Here is a 19,135-nt window from a genome sequence, read left to right on the forward strand (position 1 = left end):
CTCGCTCTCGGTGTTTCCAACCCTACCAGATCTTCCGCACCGCTCCGGCCTCAAGAGGCCTTCGCCGTACCGGACCTGACGGCCCGTCCGACGTGCTGAACTTTAGCCCAGTCCCGCTCCGAAAAGCGAATCCGGCCCCACTCACCGAATTACCGGCACAACAAAACAAGCCCATCGCAGAAGCGTGCGAAAAGCAACGCGCCGACGACCGACGATCTTGCTGAGGGTGGTGTTTCAGAGAGTGGCTGCGCTCGGGACCGTCCGTACCGAAGTGAACGTCCGGGGCTCCCTGACAGGCAGCTCGAAGAACACTAGACCTCTGCGACGGCTGAGTCAACCTCCGACTCAACCCCTGGCTCGCTCCCTGCTTCGGCCCCTGCCGTGCCGGGCGGTAGGGCCCCGGCCTCGGCAACCCGGTGCGGCAGCTGGAAGGCGAGCACCGCCACGTCGTCGTCGTGCTCCGCCGTGACGCCCATCGCGCGCAGCAGGCGGGCGCAGATCACCTCGGGGGCTCCGATGGCGCCGGTCAGCGTGCGGGCGAGCTGGTCCAGGCCCTCGTCGATGTCCTGGTCGCGGCGCTCGACCAGGCCGTCCGTGTAGAGGACGCCGGTGGTGCCCGGCAGCAGGCGCAGCGAGTGGGACGTGTGGGAACCGCCGCCGGTGCCCAGCGGCGGGCCGTTCTGCTGCTCGCCCTGCAGGACGGTGCCGTCGGGGCTGCGCAGCATCAGCGGCAGGTGGCCGGCGGAGGCGTAGGTGAGGGTGCCGCCGTGGGACCGGCCCGCGGCGGAGTCCTCGGGAGGGTCGTAGACGGCGTAGACGCAGGTGGCGATCTGGTTGGCGTCGATCTCCATGGCGATGTCGTCGAGCAGGGCCATCACCTGGTGCGGTGGCAGGTCGAGGCGAGCGTAGGCGCGCACGGCGGTGCGCAGCTGGCCCATCACGGCCGCCGCGCGCAACCCGCGGCCCATCACGTCCCCGATCACCAGGGCGGTGCGGCCGCCGCGCAGTGGGATCACGTCGTACCAGTCGCCGCCGACCGCGGCGTCCGCGCCGCCCGGCTGGTAGGTGGCGGCGACCCGCAGGTCGGCCGGCTGCTCCAGCTTCTGCGGCAGCAGGCTGCGCTGGAGGGTGACGGCGGCCTCACGCTGGCGGCGTTCGGCCTCGCGCAGCCGGCCGGCCACGGCGACCTGGTCGGTCACCTCGGCGGCGTAGATCAGCACACCGATGGCCGGGGGCGGCTGGCCGTCGCGGGCGGCGGCGGTGCGCTCGGTGGAGCGCAGCGGCACGCAGGAGACGTTGAAGCAGCGGGTCCGCCCGGCCGGGCCCGCCGGGACGGCGGCCGGGTCGGCGATGCTGCGCGCCTTGACGCTGCGGGCGCGGCCGCTGCGCAGCACCTGGTCGAGCAGCGGCAGCAGGCCGAGCTCGGCGAGTTCCGGCATCGCCTCCTCGGCCGGCTCGCCGGGGGTGCGGGCGCCGAAGAGCTCGCGGTAGGCGTCGTTGGCGTAGCCGAGCCGGTGGCGCGCGCCGTAGGTGATGACCACGGGGGCGGGCAGCCGGCCCAGCACGTCGCGCAGGTCGTAGAGCTCGTGCAGGTCGAGTTGCTGGTCCGGGCCGAGCAGGGCGGCCGCGGCACCGAGCGGGTCGCGCGGGCCGGGCAGCGCGACCGGGTCCTCGTGGGCAGGGGCAGCGACACGCCACGGGGCCCCGGTGAGCCGCGCACTCCAGCGCATGAGGTTCAACCGACTGTCGCTTTCCTAGGCTCGCGGATTCCGTCACACTTCGTACTGATGTTTGCACTGGCCGTGACGGGGTGTCACGCAGATCCTGTCAGGTGAAGGTGCGGTTCTGGAAGTCGTACGTGTGTTGGTCGTGTTGTACGGCCTTCTTCGTCCCGACGTCGAGCCCTCTCCGGTCTCAGCTCTCCGGGTTTCCCGCGGCCGCCTCGAACTCGGCGCGCGGGTGTTCCACCGAAGCCAGTGATACCGCCTCCCGGGTGAACAGCGCGCCCAGCAGCCAGTCGGCCAGCACCCGCACCCGGCGGTCCGGGCTGGGCAGGCCGCGCAGCGTGCGGGCGCGGTGCAGCAACCACGCCCGGCGCCCGGTCAGGCTGCCCTTGCGGGTGTGGGCCACCGCGCGGCGCAGGCCGAGCGAGGCGGAGGCGTAGGTCCGCGCCGGCCGGTAGGGGTACGGCGTCTGCCCGGCGGCCACCGCGAGCAGGTTCTCGGCCAGCAGCTCGCCCTGGGCCAGCGCGTGCCACGCGTTGGGCGCACAGAACGCGCCGCGGGCGGTTTCACCCACCGTCTCACCCGCCGTCTCACCCGCCGTCTCACCCACCGCGTCAGCGGCTGCGGCTGCGGCGGTGGCGGTGGCAGCGGCTCCGGGGCCGGCGGGGTCCGCAGCGGGCACCGCCGCGCAGTCGCCGGCCGCCCAGGCGCCCGGCAGTGCCCGGCCGTCGGCGTCGACCGCCTGCAGGGTGGGCAGGCAGCGCACCCGGCCCGCCTCGTCGAGCGGCAGGTCGGTGGCGGCCAGGACCGGAGCGGGGCGCACCCCGGCCGTCCAGACCAGGGTGCGGGCGGCGAACCGGCTGCCGTCGGAGAGCGCCATCACCCGGTCCTGGGCCGAGTCCAGGGTGGTGGCGAGCCGGATGTCCACGTTCCGCTCGCGCAGTTGGGCCAGCGCGTGCTCGGCGAGCCCGGGATCGGCCTCGGCCAGGATCCGGTCGCCGGCCTCGACCAGCACCCACCGCAGGTCGTCCGCCTGGATGTTGGGGTAGCCGCGCAGCGCCTGCCGGGCCATGTCCTCCAGCTCGGCGAGCGCTCCCACTCCGCCGTAGCCGGCGCCGACGAACACGAAGGTCAGCGCGGCGTCACGCAGTTCGGGATCGCGGGTGGAGGAGGCCAGGTCGAGCTGGTCGAGCACGTGGTTGCGGAGCGAGACCGCCTCGCCGACCGTCTCGAAGCCCACGCCGAACTCGGCCAGGCCCGGGATCGGCCGGGTTCGGGAGACCGAACCAGCGGTCAGTACCAGCTCGTCGTAGGCCAGTTCGGTCTCGACGCCACCGCTCGGGGCCAGCCAGGCGAGTCGGCGCCCGTGGTCGATCCGGGTGATCCGCGCGGTGAGCACCCGGCAGTCGGGCAGCGCCCGGCGCAGCGGCACCACGACGTGCCGCGGGTCGATCGAGCCGGCTGCCACCTCGGCAAGGAGCGGACGGTACGTCAGGTAAGGTGCGGCTTCGATCACGGTGATCTCCGCGCGCCCGGCCCGCAGCTCCTCCTGGAGCTCCCGCTGGAGCCGCTGCGCCGTGGTCAGCCCGGCGCAACCGCCGCCCACGATCAGGATCCGGATGGTGCCACCCCCGCTCGACATCGGTGTGTGACCTGGTTCACGCAACCATGACGCCCTGCCGAGGGGCCTCTTGTCCACAGTGCGTACCGGATTCGGCCGGTGCCGCCAGGCGGCGGGCGGCCGGGCGGGGTGGGACGGGGCGGGGTCACGGGCCCGAAAGCCGTCACCCCGGGTGGTGAATCCATTACGGCCTGATTTACCGTAGGCCGACCAGCCCGACTGGCCGAGCCCGAAACGGGGAAGGGTAGTTCGCGGATGATCCTTGCCCGAACGGGGGACGAGCGGCTCCGCGCGGGATTCGGGCGGCCGCGCGGACGGTGGGGGCCGGGTGCTGGGGGCTGGACCCGTGCAGGTCACGGGCGGCTGCGACGACTTCGCACGAGAGCCCCGTGGTGGGCTCCTCCGGGGGAGGGTTGGGATTGAACGATCAGGATCACCTGCTGGGCGAACCGCCCGTGCCGCAGTTCGGCGCGGGCCAGAGCATCGTGCCCGAGCAACGGGCGCCGACGGGCGTCCCGCACCGGTCCGGACCCGGGCCGGGCGCGCCCGAGCCGGTCGAGGAACGCCGGCCGGGTGGGCCCCGGCTGCGGGTGGACGCGCGGCGCAACCTGGAGAGCGTGCTGCGCGCGGCCCGCGAGGTGTTCGGCGAACTCGGTTACGACGCGCCGATGGAGGAGGTCGCACGGCGGGCCGGAGTGGGGGTCGGCACCGTCTACCGGCGCTTCCCGAGCAAGGAGGTGCTGGTCCAGCGGATCGCCGCCGAGGAGGTGGCCTGGCTGACCGCGAGGGCCCGCGAGGCGCTCTACGGGCCGGCCAGACCGTGGGAGTCGCTCGCGGGCTACCTGGCGACGGCGGTGGGCACCGGTGCCGGGCGGCTGCTGCCCCCGGAGGCCTTCGGCTACGCCGAGGAGCTGGCCCGGGTACCCGAGCAGCGGCTGGCGCCGAGCAGCGGTTCGTACCTCACCCCCGGGACGGGCGGGGGGCCGGACGCCGACCCGCGGTTGCTGCTGCAGTTGCTGGCCGCGCTGGTGGCGCGGGCGGCGGCTGCCGGTGAACTGCGCCCCGGCGTCACCGTGTCGGAGATCGTGCTGGTGCTGACGGCGGCGGTGCCGCCGTCGATCGGGCGCGGCGCGGCTCCCGGGGCAACGGCGGAGCCCGCCGAGCGGCTGCTGCGGATCCTGCTGGACGGGCTGCGGGCGGCCTGAACCGACCGCGCGGGAGCGCTCCCGGGGCCGGTGCGGCGGCCGCGGCGCGCACCCCGGCGTCAACCTGGCGTCAACTGGCTGCGCCGGAGCGGGGGAAGCGGACCTCGGACGCTTCCCCGGAAGAGTGGGTCCAGCGGTCCGCGACTTCCGGAGCACCCGCCGCTATGCCATTCTTTGGCCGTGGTTGGAGCCAATGTCCCGGTGCGCACCCTTCGCGGTGCCAAGACGGCTGCGCACGCCCGCGCAGGCGAAGGCGCATCGCAGCACGCCGCTCGGCACTGTGCGCCCCTGGCAGGGGCGCCGGCCCCGAGCGAACCGGGCTGCGCTTCCGGCGGGTCCGGTGCGGTCGGCGGGGCCGGTGCCACCGGTGCTCCGGCGCGGGCCGACCGAGCGGGCGGGGCGCGCCGATGACCGCCGAGGAGCAGAACGACCGCGGCACCGAGCCCGGCCCCGAGCCGGTGACCGGCCAGGTGCCGGGGCAGGGCGGCGCGCCCTCGCGCGAGTCACTGGCCGGCTCGCCCTACGGTGGCGCGCCGGTCAGCGGCCGGGTGCCGGGGCAGGCCGGCGCCGGCCAGGGCGGGGTGACCCCCGAGGCGTTCATCGCCCGCCGCGGCGGCCCGGCCGGACCGGGCGGCGACTCCGCCGAGGATTCGGAATCAGAGGTTCCGCTCGGTCTGGTGCCACCCCCCGCCGACCCGGTGGACGGCGAGCTGCCGCCCTCCGACGCCGAGTTGACCGCCCTGGTGCGGGCCGGCGACGACAGCGCCTACGAGGAGATCTACCGCCGGCACGCGGAGGCCGTGCGCCGCTACGCCCGCTCCTGCTGCCGGGACAGCTTCACCGCCGAGGACCTGGCCGGCGAGGTCTTCGCCCGCACCTTCCAGGCGCTGAAGGCGGGCAAGGGACCGGAGTTCGCGGTCCGCGCCTACCTGCTGACGGCGGTCCGCAACATCGCCGCCGCCTGGACCAGGGGCGAGCGCCGCGAGCAACTGGTCGACGACTTCGGCAGCTTCAGCCATTCGGGTGCCGCCCAGGCGATCGAGTACGACCTCGCCGACCCCGGTGCGGACGCCTGGGCGATGGCGCTGGCCGACCAGCGCATGGTGATGCAGGCCTTCACCGAGCTGCCCGAGGACGACCGGCTGCTGCTCTGGCACACCGTGGTCGAGCAGGAGTCGCCGAAGACCGTCGCGGTGCTGCTCGGCAAGACCGCCAACGCCACCGCCGTGCAGGCGCACCGGGCCCGGTCCCGGCTGGCGGCCGGCTTCCTGCAGGCGCACGTCTCGGGCAGCCAGGCACAGGGCTGCGAGGAGTACGCCAACCGGCTCGGCCTGTACGCGCGTGGCGCGCTGCGCAAGCGGGCCTCCGCCGAGGTGGGCGACCACCTGCGCGGTTGCGAGCGGTGCACCGGTGCGCTGCTGGAGCTGGTCGAGCTCAACCACGCGCTGCGGCTGCTGCTGCCCGGCGGCGTGCTGGTCTGGATCGGCGCCGGCGCCTTCTCCGCGATCGCGGCGGCGCTGGGCGCGGGTGCGGTGGCCGGTGGCGCGGCGGCCGGTGGCGCGGTGGCGGGCGGTGCGGTGGCGGGCGGTGCGGTGGCGGGCGGTGCGGCGGCCGCGAGCGCCGGCACGGCGGCTGCGGGCGGTACGGCGGGTGCGGCAGCGGGCTCGACGGCTGGTGCGGCGGCAGGCGCGGGCGCAGCAGGCGCGGGCGCGGGTGCTGGCGGGGCGTCCGGTGGCGGTGGTGCCTCCGCGCTCGCCGGTGAGGGCCTCGGCACCGTCGCCAAGGCGGGCATCGCCGCCGCCGTGGCGGTGGCCGCCGTCGCCGCCGTGGCCTACGCGCTGGCCGGCTCCCCCGCGCCGGCGCCCCCCGCCGCCGCGCCGCCCCCCAGCGCCGCCCCGGCCCGGCCCACTCCCCCGCCCCCGGTGCTCCCGCAGCCCGCCCCCACCCCCAAGGCGCAGCCCCCGACCCCCGTGGCCCCCACGCCGCCACCCACGCACGCCCCGGCGCCGAAGCCCACGCCGCCGAAGCCACGCCCGACCCCCTCGCCGAAGCCCAGCCCGACCCCGAGCCCCACGCCGAGCCCGCTTCCCGTCCCCACACCGCCGCTGGTGCCGACCCCGCCGCCGGCGCCGACCCCGGTGGTGCCGACCCCGGTGGTCCCCACGCCCGCACCGGTGCCGAGCGTGCTGCCCTCCCCCGTCCCCAGCCCGGTGCCGGTCCCGCCGGTCCAACCGCCGGCCAGCTACTGGATGGACGAGCTCCCGTTCAGCACGGGTGGCGACCGGATGCCGCCGCCGGGCCCGAGCATCAGCCGCCGGGACAGCAGCGGCTGGCTGCTCCAGCGCGAGGGCCTGCGGCTGGGCGGCGCGTCCTACCAGCGCGGGGTCAGCGTGCACGGGCCGTCGACGCTGGCCATCGACCTCAACCGGTCCTGCGCCTCCTACGACGCCGTGGCCGGACTGGACGACGCCACCTTCGCGCCCGGCGCCGTGCGCTTCACCGTCACCGGCGACGACCAGCGTCCGCTCTGGAGTTCGCCCGCGCTGCGCCGGGGGGACGCCGCCGTGCCGATCCACGTGCCACTGGGCGGACAACACCGGATCCAGCTGGTGGTGACCCCGGTGGACGGCCTCTGGTCGGGCGGGAACATCGCGGACTGGGCGGACGCTCGCTTCACCTGCTGATCGGCTGATCGGCCGGCACGCTGATCGGCCGGTCGGTCGGCACGCTGATCGGCTGGTCAGCTGATCCGATCCGGGGGGGGCGGGCCGCCGTCAGACCGCGCAGGCGCCGTCCGCGCACGCCTCACCGTGCTCCGTACCGCCCTGCTCCGCGCCGCTGCTGTGCTCCGCGCCACCCTGCGACTCGGCCGCCACCTGCTGCAGCACCTTGAGGAAGGTGTCCGCGTCCTGGCCGCCCTGCACGGCCCACTGGCCCTCGAAGACGAAGGTCGGCACCGCGCTGATCCCCAGCTGCCGCGCCTCGGCGAGCTGCTCGCGCACCTCCCGCGCCCCCTCCTCGCCCGCGAGGTACTCGGTCACCCGGGCCCGGTCGAGCCCTGCCGCCACCGCGACCTCGGTGAGCGCGGCCCGATCGCCGACGTCCACCCCGTCGGTGAAGTGCGCCTTGAGCAGCGCCTCCTTGAGCACCCCCTGCGCGGCCGGCCCGTACTCCGTCTCGGCGAGGTGCAGCAGCCGGTGGCCGAGGAAGGTGTTGGCGTGCAGCGCGGCGTCGAAGTCGTAGTCGATGCCCTCGGCCTTGCCCAGCTCGGTCACCCGGTCGTCCATCGCCCGCGACTGCGGGCCGTACCGCTCGGCGAGCCAGGCGCGGTGCGGGCTCGCGGTGGCGGGAGCGTCCGGTACCAGCTGGTAGGGCCGGAAGACCACCTCGACCTCACCCTGGCCGGCGAAGCGCTCCAGGGCCTGATCGAAGCGGCGCTTGCCGATGTAGCACCACGGGCACGCGATGTCGCTGTAGATCTCGACCTTCATGGGGGCTGGCTCCTGTCGACCTGGGTTGAGCTGGACGAGGAGTGTGAACCGATTTGTCCGACTCCGCATTCCCGCGATCCGGCCCGCCGCCCTGACCCGACACCGTCCCGTCCCGCTCCAACCGCCGCACGGTCAGCGTCAGCATCCGCCGCGAGATCTCCCCGGGGATCCCCCGCTGCAGCTCCCGGAACCGGCGCACGCGCCGACTCAGCTCCACCAGCACCTGCACCTGCACCTGCACCTGCACCGACCACTACGTGATCGCCGCGGTGCCGGTCGCGGGCGCGAGCGACCTGCCGGGCCTGCTCGCGGGCGAGCCGCGCGACGTGCGCGAGCAGCTGGTCGCGGTGGTGCGGGAGTTGACCGGCGCCGCGTAGCCCGGTCGGCGCGGAGCGGCCGTGCGGAGGCCGTGCGCCCGCCTCAGCCCCGGTCTATGGTGTGAGGCCGACCGAGGGGAGTCATCAGCATGGCGGACGGTTTCGAGGACTTCACGGACTTCACGGACCACACGGGCCCCGCGGGCCCCGCAGACTCCGCGGACCACACGGACTTCGCTGCTTTCGTCCGGACCGCGCTCGGCCACGCCCCGCACCCCTACCAGCGTCGTCTCGCCGCCGAAGGCCTGCCCGGCCTGCTGCAGGCCCCCACCGGCGCGGGCAAGACCGCCGCCGCCGTGCTGGCCTGGCTCCACCGCCGCCTGGTCACGGCACCCGAGCGCACCCCGCGCCGCCTGGTCTACGTGCTGCCCGCCCACGGCCTCGCGGACCCGACCGCCGCTCGGGTCCGGGACTGGCTGGCGCGGCTCGGGCTCACCGACGAGGTCGGGCTGCACCTGCTCGCGGGCGGGTCGGTCCTGGACGGCGGCTGGCGGCGCCGCCCCGAGCGCACCGCGATCCTGATCGGCACTCAGGACGTGCTGCTCAGCCGGGCGCTGATGCGCGGCCAGGCCGACTCGCCGCGAATGGCGGCCGTCTCGTACGGCCTGCTGCACAACGACGCCCAGTGGGTCTTCGACGGGCTGCACCTGTTCGGCCCCGGCCGGGCGACCGGTCAGCGGCTGCAGCGGCTGCGCGACGAGCTGGGCACCGCCGCACCGAGCGCCACCCTGTGGCTCTCCTCGACCTGGGATCCGGGGGACGCGCACGGTCCGGTGCTGCGGGCCGCCGCGGCCGACCTCACCAGCGGCCCGGCCGGCGGCCCGGCACGACCCGCGGCGACGCGTCGGATCAGCCGGCTGCGTCCCGACCCCGCGCACTACGTCGAGGAGCTGACCCGCGCGCTGCTGGCCGCCCACCGCCCCGGTACCCGGACCATCGCCGTGCTCAACACCCTGGAACGGGCCAGGGCCGTGCACCAGGCGCTGGCCGCGCGGGCCGGGGCGACTGCGACGCTGCTGCACCCGCACTTCCGCGCCGCCGAGCTGCCGCCGCTCGCGGACCTCGGGGGCGTCGGGGACGTCGGGGACGTCGGGGACGTCACGGACCCCGGGGGCGTCGGGGGCGTCGGGGGCGTCGGGGGCGTCGCGGAGATCGTGGTCGCCACGCCCGCGCTGGAGACCGGGTCCGACCTCTCCTGCCGCACCCTGCTGACCGAACTCGCCCCCTGGAGTTCGCTGGTGCAGCGTGCGGGCCGGTGCAACCGCCACGGCGAGCACCCCGAGGGCGGCGACCTGCTCTGGTGCACCCCGCCGGCGGACCGCGGCGAGCCCGCGGGGGACGACGGTCTCCCGGCGGTGACCCGCTGGCTCACGGCGCACGAGGGGCAACCGGTGACCGCCGGACAGCTCTTCGAGGCACGGATCGCCGAGCACCCCGCAGCGGGCGGGCCAGGGCCGGAGCCGGAACGAGAACTGGAGCCGGGACAGGAGCCGGAGCTGGAACGCCCGGAGCTGCTGGCACTCTTCGACACCACCGCCGAGGTGCCCACGACCGACCGACGGGTCTGCGCGGACACCGACCGCACCGTGCTGGTCGCCTGGCGCTCCTGGCCGAGCGGCACTCCCGCCGAGGACGAGCCCGACCCGGGGCGCGACGAGCTCTGCCCGGTCCCCCTCACCGAGCCCGCCGCGCTGCTCGACGGCCGCGCCTGGCTGCGGGACCGGCTGGACGGCCGGTGGCGCCCGGCGGCGGCACCGGACCTGAGGCCGGGCGCGATGCTGCTGCTCGACGCCGCGCATGGCGGCTACCTCCCCCAGGAGGGCTGGGCACCCGCGAGCCGCACGCCGGTCGAGGTGGCGGGCGGACCACCCGCGCCGTCCTGGGCCTTCGCCTGCGCGGCCTGGATCAGCCTCGACCAGCACCTGATGGAGACCGAGCAGGAGGCCCGCGCCCTGCTGGCCGCGCTCCCCCTCCTGCCCTCCGAGCAGGAGGAGGCCGTCCGGCTGGCGGCCCGGTATCACGACCTCGGCAAGTGCCACGAGGTGTTCCAGGCGATGCTGCGCGGCGGCGAGGGCGGCGACCCACCGACCGGGCTGCTGGCGAAGTCCAAGGCGCCGTACAACACCGGGGTCTCCAGCCGGCCGTACTTCCGGCACGAGCTGGTCAGCGCGCTGCTCCTGCTGGACGGTGAGTCGCGGGGCGAGCTCCTCGGCGGCTTCCTGGTGGTCTACCTCGCCGCCGCCCACCACGGCAAGGTCCGGATCACCGCGCGGCCCGGCCCCGACGAGGCACCGCTGCTGCTCGGCGTGCGGGACGGCGACCGGACACCGGAGTTGGCGCTTTCCACCGGCGAGCGCTTCGCGGCACACACCCTGCGCACCGACGCGTTCCGCACGCCCTCGACCTCGGGCTCGGGCTCGGGTTCGGGCTCGGGCTCGTTCTCGACCTCGCCATCGTTCTCGACCTCGCCATCGCTCCCGCAGTCCCCGTCGCCCTGGACCGAGCGGGCGATCGCGCTGCTGCACCGCGCGGACCTCGGACCGTTCCGCCTCGCCTATCTGGAGACCCTGGTCCGGGTCGCCGACTGGCGCTCCAGCGGACGCCACGACGCTCCGGTGCCGACCCCGACGGACGCCTGACGCCTGACGGCTCGCGGGAGCGCGGCTCACCGGCCTCTCCGGCCGCCGGGTCAGTCCAGCGTCAGCAGCACGAGCAGCAGGACGACCAGGATCACGACGGCGGAGGCCGAGACCAGGTAGGCCGCGACCCGGTGCGGGGCATTGGGAAAGCCGGTCTCCTCCTCCTCCCCGCTCCGCAACAGCACACAGGCGACCAGCTCGTGCGCGAACCCCGAGGTGTCGGTCCGGTCGATTTCCCGCTGTTCCGTCATGTGGGCTGAACCAATCGACAAAGGACGTCGGCAAGATCCGGGATGTCCAGGTTGGCCGTGTCGACCGAATACGTCAACGCCGCGCGGGCGATGCCGTACCCTTGACGACCACTCAGCCGCACCTGAGCTGGTCTCCCGGGGCCCGTCGAACACCTCGACCGCCTGCTTGCCCGCCCACCACTCCGTCCGGCATCGGCGGAACTCTGCTTCGTGCACTACCGCCACGTGCACTGATGTCCTGGTAATCAGTCCGGAGCGGCCGTTGAACCGCACGGGGGGCAACACAGTGATGACAGCACAGGACACACCGGCTGCGGACCACGGGTTCCTGGAGCGGGCCGACCCGCAGGCGCCGCCCCCGTCGTGCCGCGCCCGGAGTGGGTGCGGGAGCACGCCTGGAAATCGGAGGCCCTCTTCCGACTCCCCGGAGCACCTGGAGTCCGCCGACGCACCCTGGCACTGTTCGTGCGCGTTCGTCGGCAAGTGATCTGCGAAGTACCAGTGGTGACTGATACTCAGTGTCGTTTCCGTATTGCCGTCAGATAAGATGATGAGCTTACCGAATGTACAGGGGGCTCGCGTGCCGGGATCCAGGTTGTTCGCGCAGCCGGCGGCAGTACAGGCGTGGCAGCGGCACGGCACTGCGCCAGTGGACGAGTTCCGGGACGAACTGTCACCGGTACGCCCGCCTGATGGAGAAGCCGCGAACGGGGAACACGTGCTTCACGGGGTGGTGGCGGGTCGTGGCTGACTCCTACGAGGTGAACCCGGACGCGTTGAAGGCGACGGCGAAGGGGATCAACGACGCGATCGCGGAGTTGAGGACGCTGGGGATCGATGAGAGTGCCGAGGGTGGGCGGGGCTTCTCCGAGATCGCGTTGACGGGGATGCAGGTCGGCAATCCGGGTCTCCAGTCGGCGTTGGACGACTTCTGCGAGCGGTGGAGCTGGGGGGTGCGCACCCTGGTCCATGACGGCAACGAGATCGCGCAGCGGCTGGGGTTGTCGGCGGGTATGTACTACGACCAGGAGCAGTACGCCTCGGGGATGCTCAAGGACGTGGTCTCCGCCGCGATGGGTGATCCGGATCTGACGCAGGATCAGGTGGAGTCCCGTTCCTGGGGTCAGACCTGGTCGGACAACGAGTACGCCCAGGTCCGCGATGCCGACTATTCGGCGGGTTCGTTCGAGAAGGCCGCCGCGAACTCGCGGGCGGCGTGGTCGGCGGAGGGCAAGGACATCAAGAACAGCGCCCCGCTGCCGGGCTTGCCCGGGGTCGTCGTGTCGACGAGTGAACTGCCGGGGGGCAAGGGCTGATGGGGTTCCTGGACGACGTCGGCAACGGCCTGGAGGGGCTGTACAAGGACGGCAAGAAGCAGGTCGGCAAGGTCATCGACCAGAACGCCCACACGGTGGGCGGGATGCTGGACTTCGTCGGCCTGCACGACGCCGCCCACGCCGTCGACAAGTTCGGCGACCACATCGCCGACAACCTCGGCGCGCAGATCGGCGAGATGCAACTGGGCGACTCCGATGATCCCAAGGACCTGGTCCACGGTGACGCGAAGGCGTTGAGCGACTCGGCGGGGCACCTGCGCACGTTCCACGACGCGTTCCAGGAGACCGGTGGCGGCCTGCAGTCGATGGACTCCGACCACTGGAAGGGCCAGGCCGCCGACGCGTTCCGCACCCGCTTCCAGCCGCACCCCGCCCAATGGTTGAGCGCCGCCGACGCCTGCGCCACCGCCGCCACCGCCCTGGACGGCTACTCCACCACCGTCACCTGGGCGCAGGATCAGGCCAAGCAGGCCATCGACGCGTACAACGCGGCCAAGAAGGCCCACCAGCAGGCCCAAGACGCCTACAACACCAGCGTCGACGCCTACAACAAGGCCGCCAAGGCCTGGAACACCGCCGCCAAGTCGAACCCGAACGCCGCCCCGGGCCCGAAGCCCACCGACCCCGGCACCTTCCAGGACCCCAGCACCACCCAACTCACCCACGCCCAGGACCTGCTACGCGCCGCCCGCGCCGGCCGCGACACCGCCGCCGCCAACACCGCCAAGGCGCTGCGCACCGCCCTGGCCACCGCCCCCGCCGAGCCGAGCTTCACCCAACGCATGAAGCTCGACGCCGTCGACCTCTACGAGGGCTCCACCATGGGTGTCGCCCACGTGTACGGCGGCATCATCAAGGGCGCGGCCGACATCGTGAAGGTCGCTCGCGGCCTGGACCCGTGGGACGTCTACAACCTCACCCATCCCGCCACCTACCTCGATCACCTCAACCAGACCGCCGCCGGCCTCGTCCACGCCGACCTGCACCCAGTAGACGTGGTCAAGTCCCTGGCCGGCACCGGCTGGAGCTCCGACCCCTTCGAGGCCGGCGGCAAACTCATCACCAACCTCGCCCTCGGCGCCGCCACCGACGGCGCGGGAACCGAGGCCGACGCCGCCCTGAACGCCGCCAAGGACACCACCGAGACCGCCGCCACCAAGCTCGGCGACAGCACGACGGAGAACGCCGCGACGGACGCGGCGAAGGAACCGGCCCCCGCCGCGCCACCAGCGCCACCAGCGCCACCAGCGATGAAACTCCCCGACACGCGCGTCACAGCGCAGGCCATCCACGCGGGCTCCATGGACAAGGTGGCCGCCGACGCGTTGATCGACGAGGAGTTCCCGTGGCTGAAGACGATCAACAAGCCCCGCTGGGAGACCGACACCCCGGGCTACACCTACAACTGCACCAACAACGCGGGCACGGTCAATCACCGGCTCGACGGTATCGAGGTCGACACCGCGCCGCTGTCCGCGCCGCGTCTGCTGAACGCTGCCGAGGTCGGCGCTCCCGGTATGACCTCCCGGCCGGTCGACAGCTATGACGAGATCATCAACTCCATGAGTACCAGCGGTGATGGGGCCCGCGGCCTGGTGATCATCCACCGGGAGACGAGCGGACACGTGTTCAACGTGATCAACAGCGGTGGCCGGGTGATCTTCCTGGACGGTCAGACCGGGGCCCTGGGGCGGCTGGAACAGAAGGGCATCGAGGAACTCCGGTTCCTGCACTACCGCCAGGGACACTGACGGCCCGGACACTGACGGCCCGGACAAGCGGTCCGGACAAGCGGTCCGGGCCGACCGCTGACCAACCGCTGAAGCACCATTGACCGACCGATGACCCGACCCGATGACCCGATCCGAGGAGCAGCAGAGTGATGACAGCGCAGGAGGCACTGACCGCGGCCCGCGAGTTCCTGGCGCGGGTCTACCCGAAGGCGCCGCCGACCATCGTGCTGCGCCCGGACTGGGTGCGGGAGCACGACTGGGCTTGGGAGGTGGTCTTCGACTCCCAGGAACACCTGGACTCCGGCGACTTCGCACAAGCGCTGTTCACTCGCGTCGTCGTCGTCCCGAAGAACGGCCACCGGGTGGACTTCATGCCCACCGTGTTCGATGTCGAGATGCAGCAGTACTACCTGGCCACCGGCCGGCGCACCCGATTCGAGGCGGAACACTGAACACCATGCCCACCTCTCCCATGGACCCCACCCGTCGCGCCGCCGAGTGGGTGCACCGGACCTACGGCCCGCTGGTCCAACTCGCGGTCCCCCACCCGGTGGCCCAGACGCCGCAGGCCTGGCTGTTCAGCCTGTGCGCCGTACCGCAGCCGGGCTACCCCGAAACGGCGATGCTCAATGCCTCCGTGGTGGTGCCGAAGGACGGCGCCGTGCCCTTCCACCCGGCCAACGCCGACCCGTGGGGCGATGTGGCGGCGCTCGCCCAGGACCCGGGCCCGCGTTCGCCGGAGGACTGGACCCGCCGGGTGAACGCGCGCGGCTGCGTGGTGAGCGTGGACGCGGCGGTGAACGGCGCGGCGGCGACGGCCCTGCCGTGGCGGTCCGCGCACGAGGCCCCGGGCTGGTGGGGCCGGCTGGTACACCGCCACTTCGTCGGTGACACCGGAACGCCGCAGGTCGCCACCCTCCCGGACTGGGACGCGGTGCTGGAATCGGTGCGTGCGGGTGGCGCGGGCACCCGTGGTGTGGTCTGGCTGCGTCGCGAGGCGGGCGGCCAGGAGGCCACCGGGCACCTGCTCTACCTCCTGAACGACGGTCAGCGGGTGGTGGCACTGGACGGCCAGACCGGCGGCCTGGCCCGGCTGGAGACCGACGGCGTGCGCTCGCTGACGCTGGCGCGCTTCCAGCGCCCGGTCCCGGGCGAGCGCCCGCCTCGTCCCGACTGGCAGCAGCCGGCCCAGGAGCTGTCCGCGGCCGTCCGCAAGGCCACGGCCTGGCTGGAGCACACCTACGACGGCGAGGTGGTCCTGACCGGCCCCACGGCGGCGGACGACCTCGGCCGGGGCTGGCTCTTCGCCTGCAACACCAGTGCCTTCCTGCGGAGCGGTGACTGGCGCCAGGGCATGCTCGACGCCGCCCTGGTGGTGCCCAAGGACGACGGCATCCCCTTCGGACTGCCCAACTCCGACCCCTGGACCTGGTTGGAGCGCTGGCGGCTGGGCGGCGAACCCGGCGAGGACGGCCTCGACCTGCTGCCGCTGCCCGGCCCGGCCGCCTGGCTGGAACCGACGATGGCGCGGCTCGGCCCTGTCCTGGAGACCAGCGAGTACCGCGGCTGGCACCAGGCGATCACCGCGCTGGCAGCCACCCCGGACGGCACGCGAGCCCTCATCTGGGTCCGCCGCCAGGACGCCCGAGGACGGGAGTCCGTGGGCCTGCTGGTCAACGCGGCCCAGACCGGGACGGGACTGCTCCTCATCGACCCCACCCGCAACGCACCGGCCACCCTGGAACTGGCGGGCGTCCTCGCCCTCCACCTGATCCGCTACCGCTGACGACGGCGGGGGCTGACGGGCGGGAGCCCGCTGCGCGAGGCTGTTCGGTCCGCCTTGAGGCTCAGTGTCATGTCGGCATTACTGTCGGCTAAGGTGATGAAAGTATTGCCATGATCACTGAGCGCTATGGGGGCTCGCGTGTCGGGGTCTGGGCTGCTCGCGCAGCTGACGTCTTTTCTGACGGCCCGCGGGTCGCGGTTGCTGGAGCTGCCGCTGCCCGCGTTGATCGTGCCGGATGTCGCGGTGGTGGGTCGTGGCTGACTCCTACGCGGTGGACCCGGAGGCGTTGAAGGCGACGGCGAAGGGGATCAACGACGCGATCGCGGAGTTGAGGACGCTGGGGATCGATGAGAGCGCGGAGGGTGGGCGGGGGTTCTCCGAGATCGGGTTGACGGGGTTGCAGGTCGGCAACCCTGGTTTGCAGTCGGCGTTGGCGGACTTCTGTGAGCGGTGGAGCTGGGGGGTGCGCACCCTGGTCCATGACGGCAACGAGATCGCGCAGCGGCTGGGGTTGTCGGCGGGTATGTACTACGACCAGGAGCAGTACGCCTCGGGGATGCTCAAGGACGTGGTCTCCGCCGCGATCGGTGACCCGGATCTGACGCAGGAGCAGGTCGAGGGGCAGTCCTGGGGTCGGACCTGGTCGGACAATCCGTACACCGATCTCACCCGTCCCGATGACTCGGCGGCTTCGCTGGACAAGGCGGTGGCCGATTCGCGGGCGGCGTGGGCGGCGGAGGGCAAGGACCTTGAGAACAGCGCCCCGCTGCCGGGCTTGCCCGGGGTCGTGGTGTCGACGAGTGAACTGCCGGGGGGCAAGGGCTGATGGGGTTCCTGGACGATGTCGGGGACGGCCTGGAGGGGTTGTACAAGGACGGTAAGAAGCAGGTCGGCAAGGTCATCGACCAGAACGCCCACACGGTGGGCGGGATGCTGGACTTCGTCGGCCTGCACGACGCCGCCCACGCCGTCGACAAGTTCGGCGACCACATCGCCGACAACCTCGGCGCGCAGATCGGCGAGATGCAACTGGGCGACTCCGATGATCCCAAGGACCTGGTCCACGGTGACGCGAAGGCGTTGAGCGACTCGGCGGGGCACCTGCGCACGTTCCACGACGCGTTCCAGGAGACCGGTGGCGGCCTGCAGTCGATGGACTCCGACCACTGGAAGGGCCAGGCCGCCGACGCGTTCCGCACCCGCTTCCAGCCGCACCCCGCCCAATGGTTGAGCGCCGCCGACGCCTGCGCCACCGCCGCCACCGCCCTGGACGGCTACTCCACCACCGTCACCTGGGCGCAGGATCAGGCCAAGCAGGCCATCGACGCGTACAACGCGGCCAAGAAGGCCCACCAGCAGGCCCAAGACGCCTACAACACCAGCGTCGACGCCTACAACAAGGCCGCCAAGGCCTGGAACACCGCCGCCAAGTCGAACCCGAACGCCGCCCCGGGCCCGAAGCCCACCGACCCCGGCGCCTTCCAGGACCCCAGCACCACCGGCCTCACCCACGCCCGCGACCTGCTGCGCGCCGCCCGCGCCGGGCGCGACAGCGCCGCCGACCAGGCCGCCAAAGCGCTGCGCACCGCTCTGGCCGGGGCGCCCGCCGAGCCGAGCTTCACCCAGCGCATGAAGCTGGACGCCGTCGACCTCTACGAGGGCAGTTCGCTGGGGACCGCCCACCTGCTCGGTGGTGTGGTCAAGGGTGGGGCCGACATCGTGAAGTTCGGGCGCGCTCTGGACCCGATGGACGCCTACAACGTCACCCATCCCGCCACCTACCTCGATCACCTCAACCAGACCGCCGCCGGCCTGGTGCACGCCGACCTGCACCCAGTAGACGTGGTCAAGTCCCTGGTCGGCTCCGGCTGGAGCTCCGACCCGTTCGAGGCCGGCGGCAAGCTGTTCACCAACATCGCGCTCGGGGTGGCGACCGACGGCGCGGGGACCGAGGCCGACGCCGCCCTGAACCTCGCCAAGGACTCCACCGAGAGCGCCGCCACCAGCGCGCTGAAGAACGGCGCCGAGAACGCGGGCAAGGACAGCGCCGCCGGCGGGGCGGACCAGATCTCGGCGCAGGACGCCGCGGACTACGCCCGCTGGGCGCACCTGAGGGATTTCTACAACTCGCCGAAGGGACCATGGGGACACCTCGCCAAGCCTGCCGACGGCATCGAGTCCAGTGCCATTCACGCCGGCTCAGTCGAGGACCCGGAGCTCGCCCAGCAGTTCCTCGATGACCAGTACCCGTGGATGCGCGAGGTCAATCGGCCACGCTTCGAGGACGGTACGCCCGGCTACAACCAGAATTGTTCGGAGAACGTCATCGCGGTCAACAAGCAACTGGACGGAATCAAGGCCACCGCCGATCCGCTGATGGAGGGCCGCTGGCCGGACCCGGCGCGGCTGGGCAACCCGAACGCCACTTGGGAGAATCCGTTCACTTACGACAACATCATCCAGGACCTCAAATCGCGCGGAGAGGGCTCTCGCGGCGTTGTCTACATCAGCCGTTCGGACGGCACGGCGCACGTGTTCAACGCGATCAATGATCCGAACGGTGTCGTCTTCCTGGACGGCCAGATCGGAAAACTGGCCCGTCTGGAACCCGCGGACAGCATCAGATATCTTCCCTACCGCTAACTGACACAGGAGCCAGTCGCGCATGCTCTCCCGAAGCGAGGCCCACGATCGGGCCAAGGAATTCCTCAACCAGCACTACGTAAACGTTCCGATGACCATCGTGCTGCAGCCCGAGCTGACAGTCGAGCACGACTGGGCCTGGGCGGTACGGTTCGACTCCCAGGAACACCTCGACACCGGCGACATCTTCAAGGCTCCGTTCAACCGGTTGCTGGTCGTCCCCAAGGACGGATCGCCAGCGCACCCCGCCCCGACCGCCTTCACCCTGGAACAGACGACGCACTACCTCGGCACGGGAGAGCGTCCCGGGCAGCAGACAGAGAGTTGA

General features: G+C 72.9%; 15 protein-coding genes and 1 pseudogene. 11 read left to right on the top strand and 5 right to left on the bottom strand.

Annotated elements, in window-relative coordinates:
- Positions 1–311 precede the first annotated feature (311 nt).
- Both OG455_RS18175 and OG455_RS18180 read right to left on the bottom strand, forming a co-directional pair.
- Entirely contained in the window at positions 312–1,730 is a 1,419-nt protein-coding gene (locus OG455_RS18175) for a PP2C family protein-serine/threonine phosphatase (RefSeq protein WP_266294997.1), read from the bottom strand.
- A 184-nt stretch (positions 1,731–1,914) separates the two neighbouring features.
- Positions 1,915–3,366 carry an NAD(P)/FAD-dependent oxidoreductase gene (locus OG455_RS18180; protein WP_266294999.1) on the bottom strand — a complete coding sequence of 484 codons (1,452 nt, stop codon included), beginning with the start codon at positions 3,364–3,366 and terminating at the stop codon, positions 1,915–1,917.
- A gap of 398 nt (positions 3,367–3,764) precedes the next feature.
- On the opposite strand from OG455_RS18180, the gene OG455_RS18185 reads away from it, so the two are divergent.
- The gene (locus tag OG455_RS18185; RefSeq protein WP_266295001.1) at positions 3,765–4,550 is read left to right on the top strand and encodes a TetR/AcrR family transcriptional regulator; all 786 of its coding nucleotides are present in this window, start codon (positions 3,765–3,767) and stop codon (positions 4,548–4,550) included.
- A gap of 407 nt (positions 4,551–4,957) precedes the next feature.
- A complete protein-coding gene (locus tag OG455_RS18190; RefSeq protein ID WP_266295003.1) occupies positions 4,958–7,234 on the top strand; it encodes a sigma-70 family RNA polymerase sigma factor in 2,277 nt (758 codons plus the stop codon).
- Between the two features lie 90 nt (positions 7,235–7,324).
- Here OG455_RS18190 and OG455_RS18195 read toward each other — a convergent pair whose 3' ends face one another.
- Positions 7,325–8,041, bottom strand: a complete 717-nt coding sequence (locus OG455_RS18195) for a DsbA family oxidoreductase (RefSeq protein WP_266295005.1) — start codon at positions 8,039–8,041, stop codon at positions 7,325–7,327.
- A gap of 100 nt (positions 8,042–8,141) precedes the next feature.
- Positions 8,142–8,288 (bottom strand): annotated as a pseudogene (locus OG455_RS18200) (winged helix-turn-helix transcriptional regulator); the annotation flags it as partial.
- A 219-nt stretch (positions 8,289–8,507) separates the two neighbouring features.
- Here OG455_RS18200 and OG455_RS18205 point away from each other — a divergent pair.
- Positions 8,508–11,057 (top strand): CRISPR-associated endonuclease Cas3'', encoded by a 2,550-nt coding sequence (locus OG455_RS18205; protein ID WP_266295007.1) that lies wholly within the window; start codon positions 8,508–8,510, stop codon positions 11,055–11,057.
- A 50-nt stretch (positions 11,058–11,107) separates the two neighbouring features.
- Here the strand turns inward: OG455_RS18205 and OG455_RS18210 are convergent, their stop codons facing one another.
- Positions 11,108–11,308 carry a hypothetical protein gene (locus tag OG455_RS18210; RefSeq protein ID WP_266295009.1) on the bottom strand — a complete coding sequence of 67 codons (201 nt, stop codon included), beginning with the start codon at positions 11,306–11,308 and terminating at the stop codon, positions 11,108–11,110.
- 743 nt (positions 11,309–12,051) lie between these two features.
- Between OG455_RS18210 and OG455_RS18215 the strand changes: the two genes are divergently transcribed.
- From OG455_RS18215 to OG455_RS18250, 8 genes are all read left to right on the top strand, one after another.
- Positions 12,052–12,624, top strand: a complete 573-nt coding sequence (locus OG455_RS18215) for a hypothetical protein (protein ID WP_266295011.1) — start codon at positions 12,052–12,054, stop codon at positions 12,622–12,624.
- Positions 12,624–14,396 (top strand): putative T7SS-secreted protein, encoded by a 1,773-nt coding sequence (locus OG455_RS18220; protein WP_266295013.1) that lies wholly within the window; start codon positions 12,624–12,626, stop codon positions 14,394–14,396. Before OG455_RS18215 ends, OG455_RS18220 begins: the two co-directional genes overlap by 1 nt.
- Positions 14,397–14,527: 131 nt before the next feature.
- Positions 14,528–14,830 (top strand): YrhB domain-containing protein, encoded by a 303-nt coding sequence (locus OG455_RS18225; RefSeq protein WP_266295015.1) that lies wholly within the window; start codon positions 14,528–14,530, stop codon positions 14,828–14,830.
- Between the two features lie 5 nt (positions 14,831–14,835).
- Entirely contained in the window at positions 14,836–16,164 is a 1,329-nt protein-coding gene (locus OG455_RS18230; RefSeq protein WP_266295017.1) for a YrhB domain-containing protein, read from the top strand.
- Positions 16,165–16,302: 138 nt separating this feature from the next.
- The gene (locus OG455_RS18235) at positions 16,303–16,425 is read left to right on the top strand and encodes a hypothetical protein (protein ID WP_266295019.1); all 123 of its coding nucleotides are present in this window, start codon (positions 16,303–16,305) and stop codon (positions 16,423–16,425) included.
- Entirely contained in the window at positions 16,418–16,990 is a 573-nt protein-coding gene (locus OG455_RS18240) for a hypothetical protein (RefSeq protein ID WP_266295021.1), read from the top strand. The genes OG455_RS18235 and OG455_RS18240 overlap by 8 nt, the downstream gene beginning before the upstream one ends.
- Entirely contained in the window at positions 16,990–18,807 is a 1,818-nt protein-coding gene (locus OG455_RS18245) for a putative T7SS-secreted protein (RefSeq protein WP_266295023.1), read from the top strand. Before OG455_RS18240 ends, OG455_RS18245 begins: the two co-directional genes overlap by 1 nt.
- Before the next feature lie 22 nt (positions 18,808–18,829).
- Positions 18,830–19,135: a YrhB domain-containing protein gene (locus OG455_RS18250; RefSeq protein WP_266295025.1), complete on the top strand. Its 306-nt coding sequence runs from the start codon at positions 18,830–18,832 to the stop codon at positions 19,133–19,135.

It is taken from the genome of Kitasatospora sp. NBC_01287, assembly GCF_026340565.1.
GTDB lineage: Bacteria > Actinomycetota > Actinomycetes > Streptomycetales > Streptomycetaceae > Kitasatospora.

Bases quoted from the DNA above. Each gene is read 5' to 3' on its own strand.
- OG455_RS18175 (WP_266294997.1), bottom strand. From the start codon at position 1,730: ATGCGCTGGAGTGCGCGGCTCACCGGGGCCCCGTGGCGTGTCGCTGCC.
- OG455_RS18180 (WP_266294999.1), bottom strand. From the start codon at position 3,366: ATGTCGAGCGGGGGTGGCACCATCCGGATCCTGATCGTGGGCGGCGGT.
- OG455_RS18190 (WP_266295003.1), top strand. From the start codon at position 4,958: ATGACCGCCGAGGAGCAGAACGACCGCGGCACCGAGCCCGGCCCCGAG.
- OG455_RS18195 (WP_266295005.1), bottom strand. From the start codon at position 8,041: ATGAAGGTCGAGATCTACAGCGACATCGCGTGCCCGTGGTGCTACATC.
- OG455_RS18205 (WP_266295007.1), top strand. From the start codon at position 8,508: ATGGCGGACGGTTTCGAGGACTTCACGGACTTCACGGACCACACGGGC.
- OG455_RS18210 (WP_266295009.1), bottom strand. From the start codon at position 11,308: ATGACGGAACAGCGGGAAATCGACCGGACCGACACCTCGGGGTTCGCG.
- OG455_RS18220 (WP_266295013.1), top strand. From the start codon at position 12,624: ATGGGGTTCCTGGACGACGTCGGCAACGGCCTGGAGGGGCTGTACAAG.
- OG455_RS18225 (WP_266295015.1), top strand. From the start codon at position 14,528: ATGACAGCGCAGGAGGCACTGACCGCGGCCCGCGAGTTCCTGGCGCGG.
- OG455_RS18230 (WP_266295017.1), top strand. From the start codon at position 14,836: ATGCCCACCTCTCCCATGGACCCCACCCGTCGCGCCGCCGAGTGGGTG.
- OG455_RS18245 (WP_266295023.1), top strand. From the start codon at position 16,990: ATGGGGTTCCTGGACGATGTCGGGGACGGCCTGGAGGGGTTGTACAAG.
- OG455_RS18250 (WP_266295025.1), top strand. From the start codon at position 18,830: ATGCTCTCCCGAAGCGAGGCCCACGATCGGGCCAAGGAATTCCTCAAC.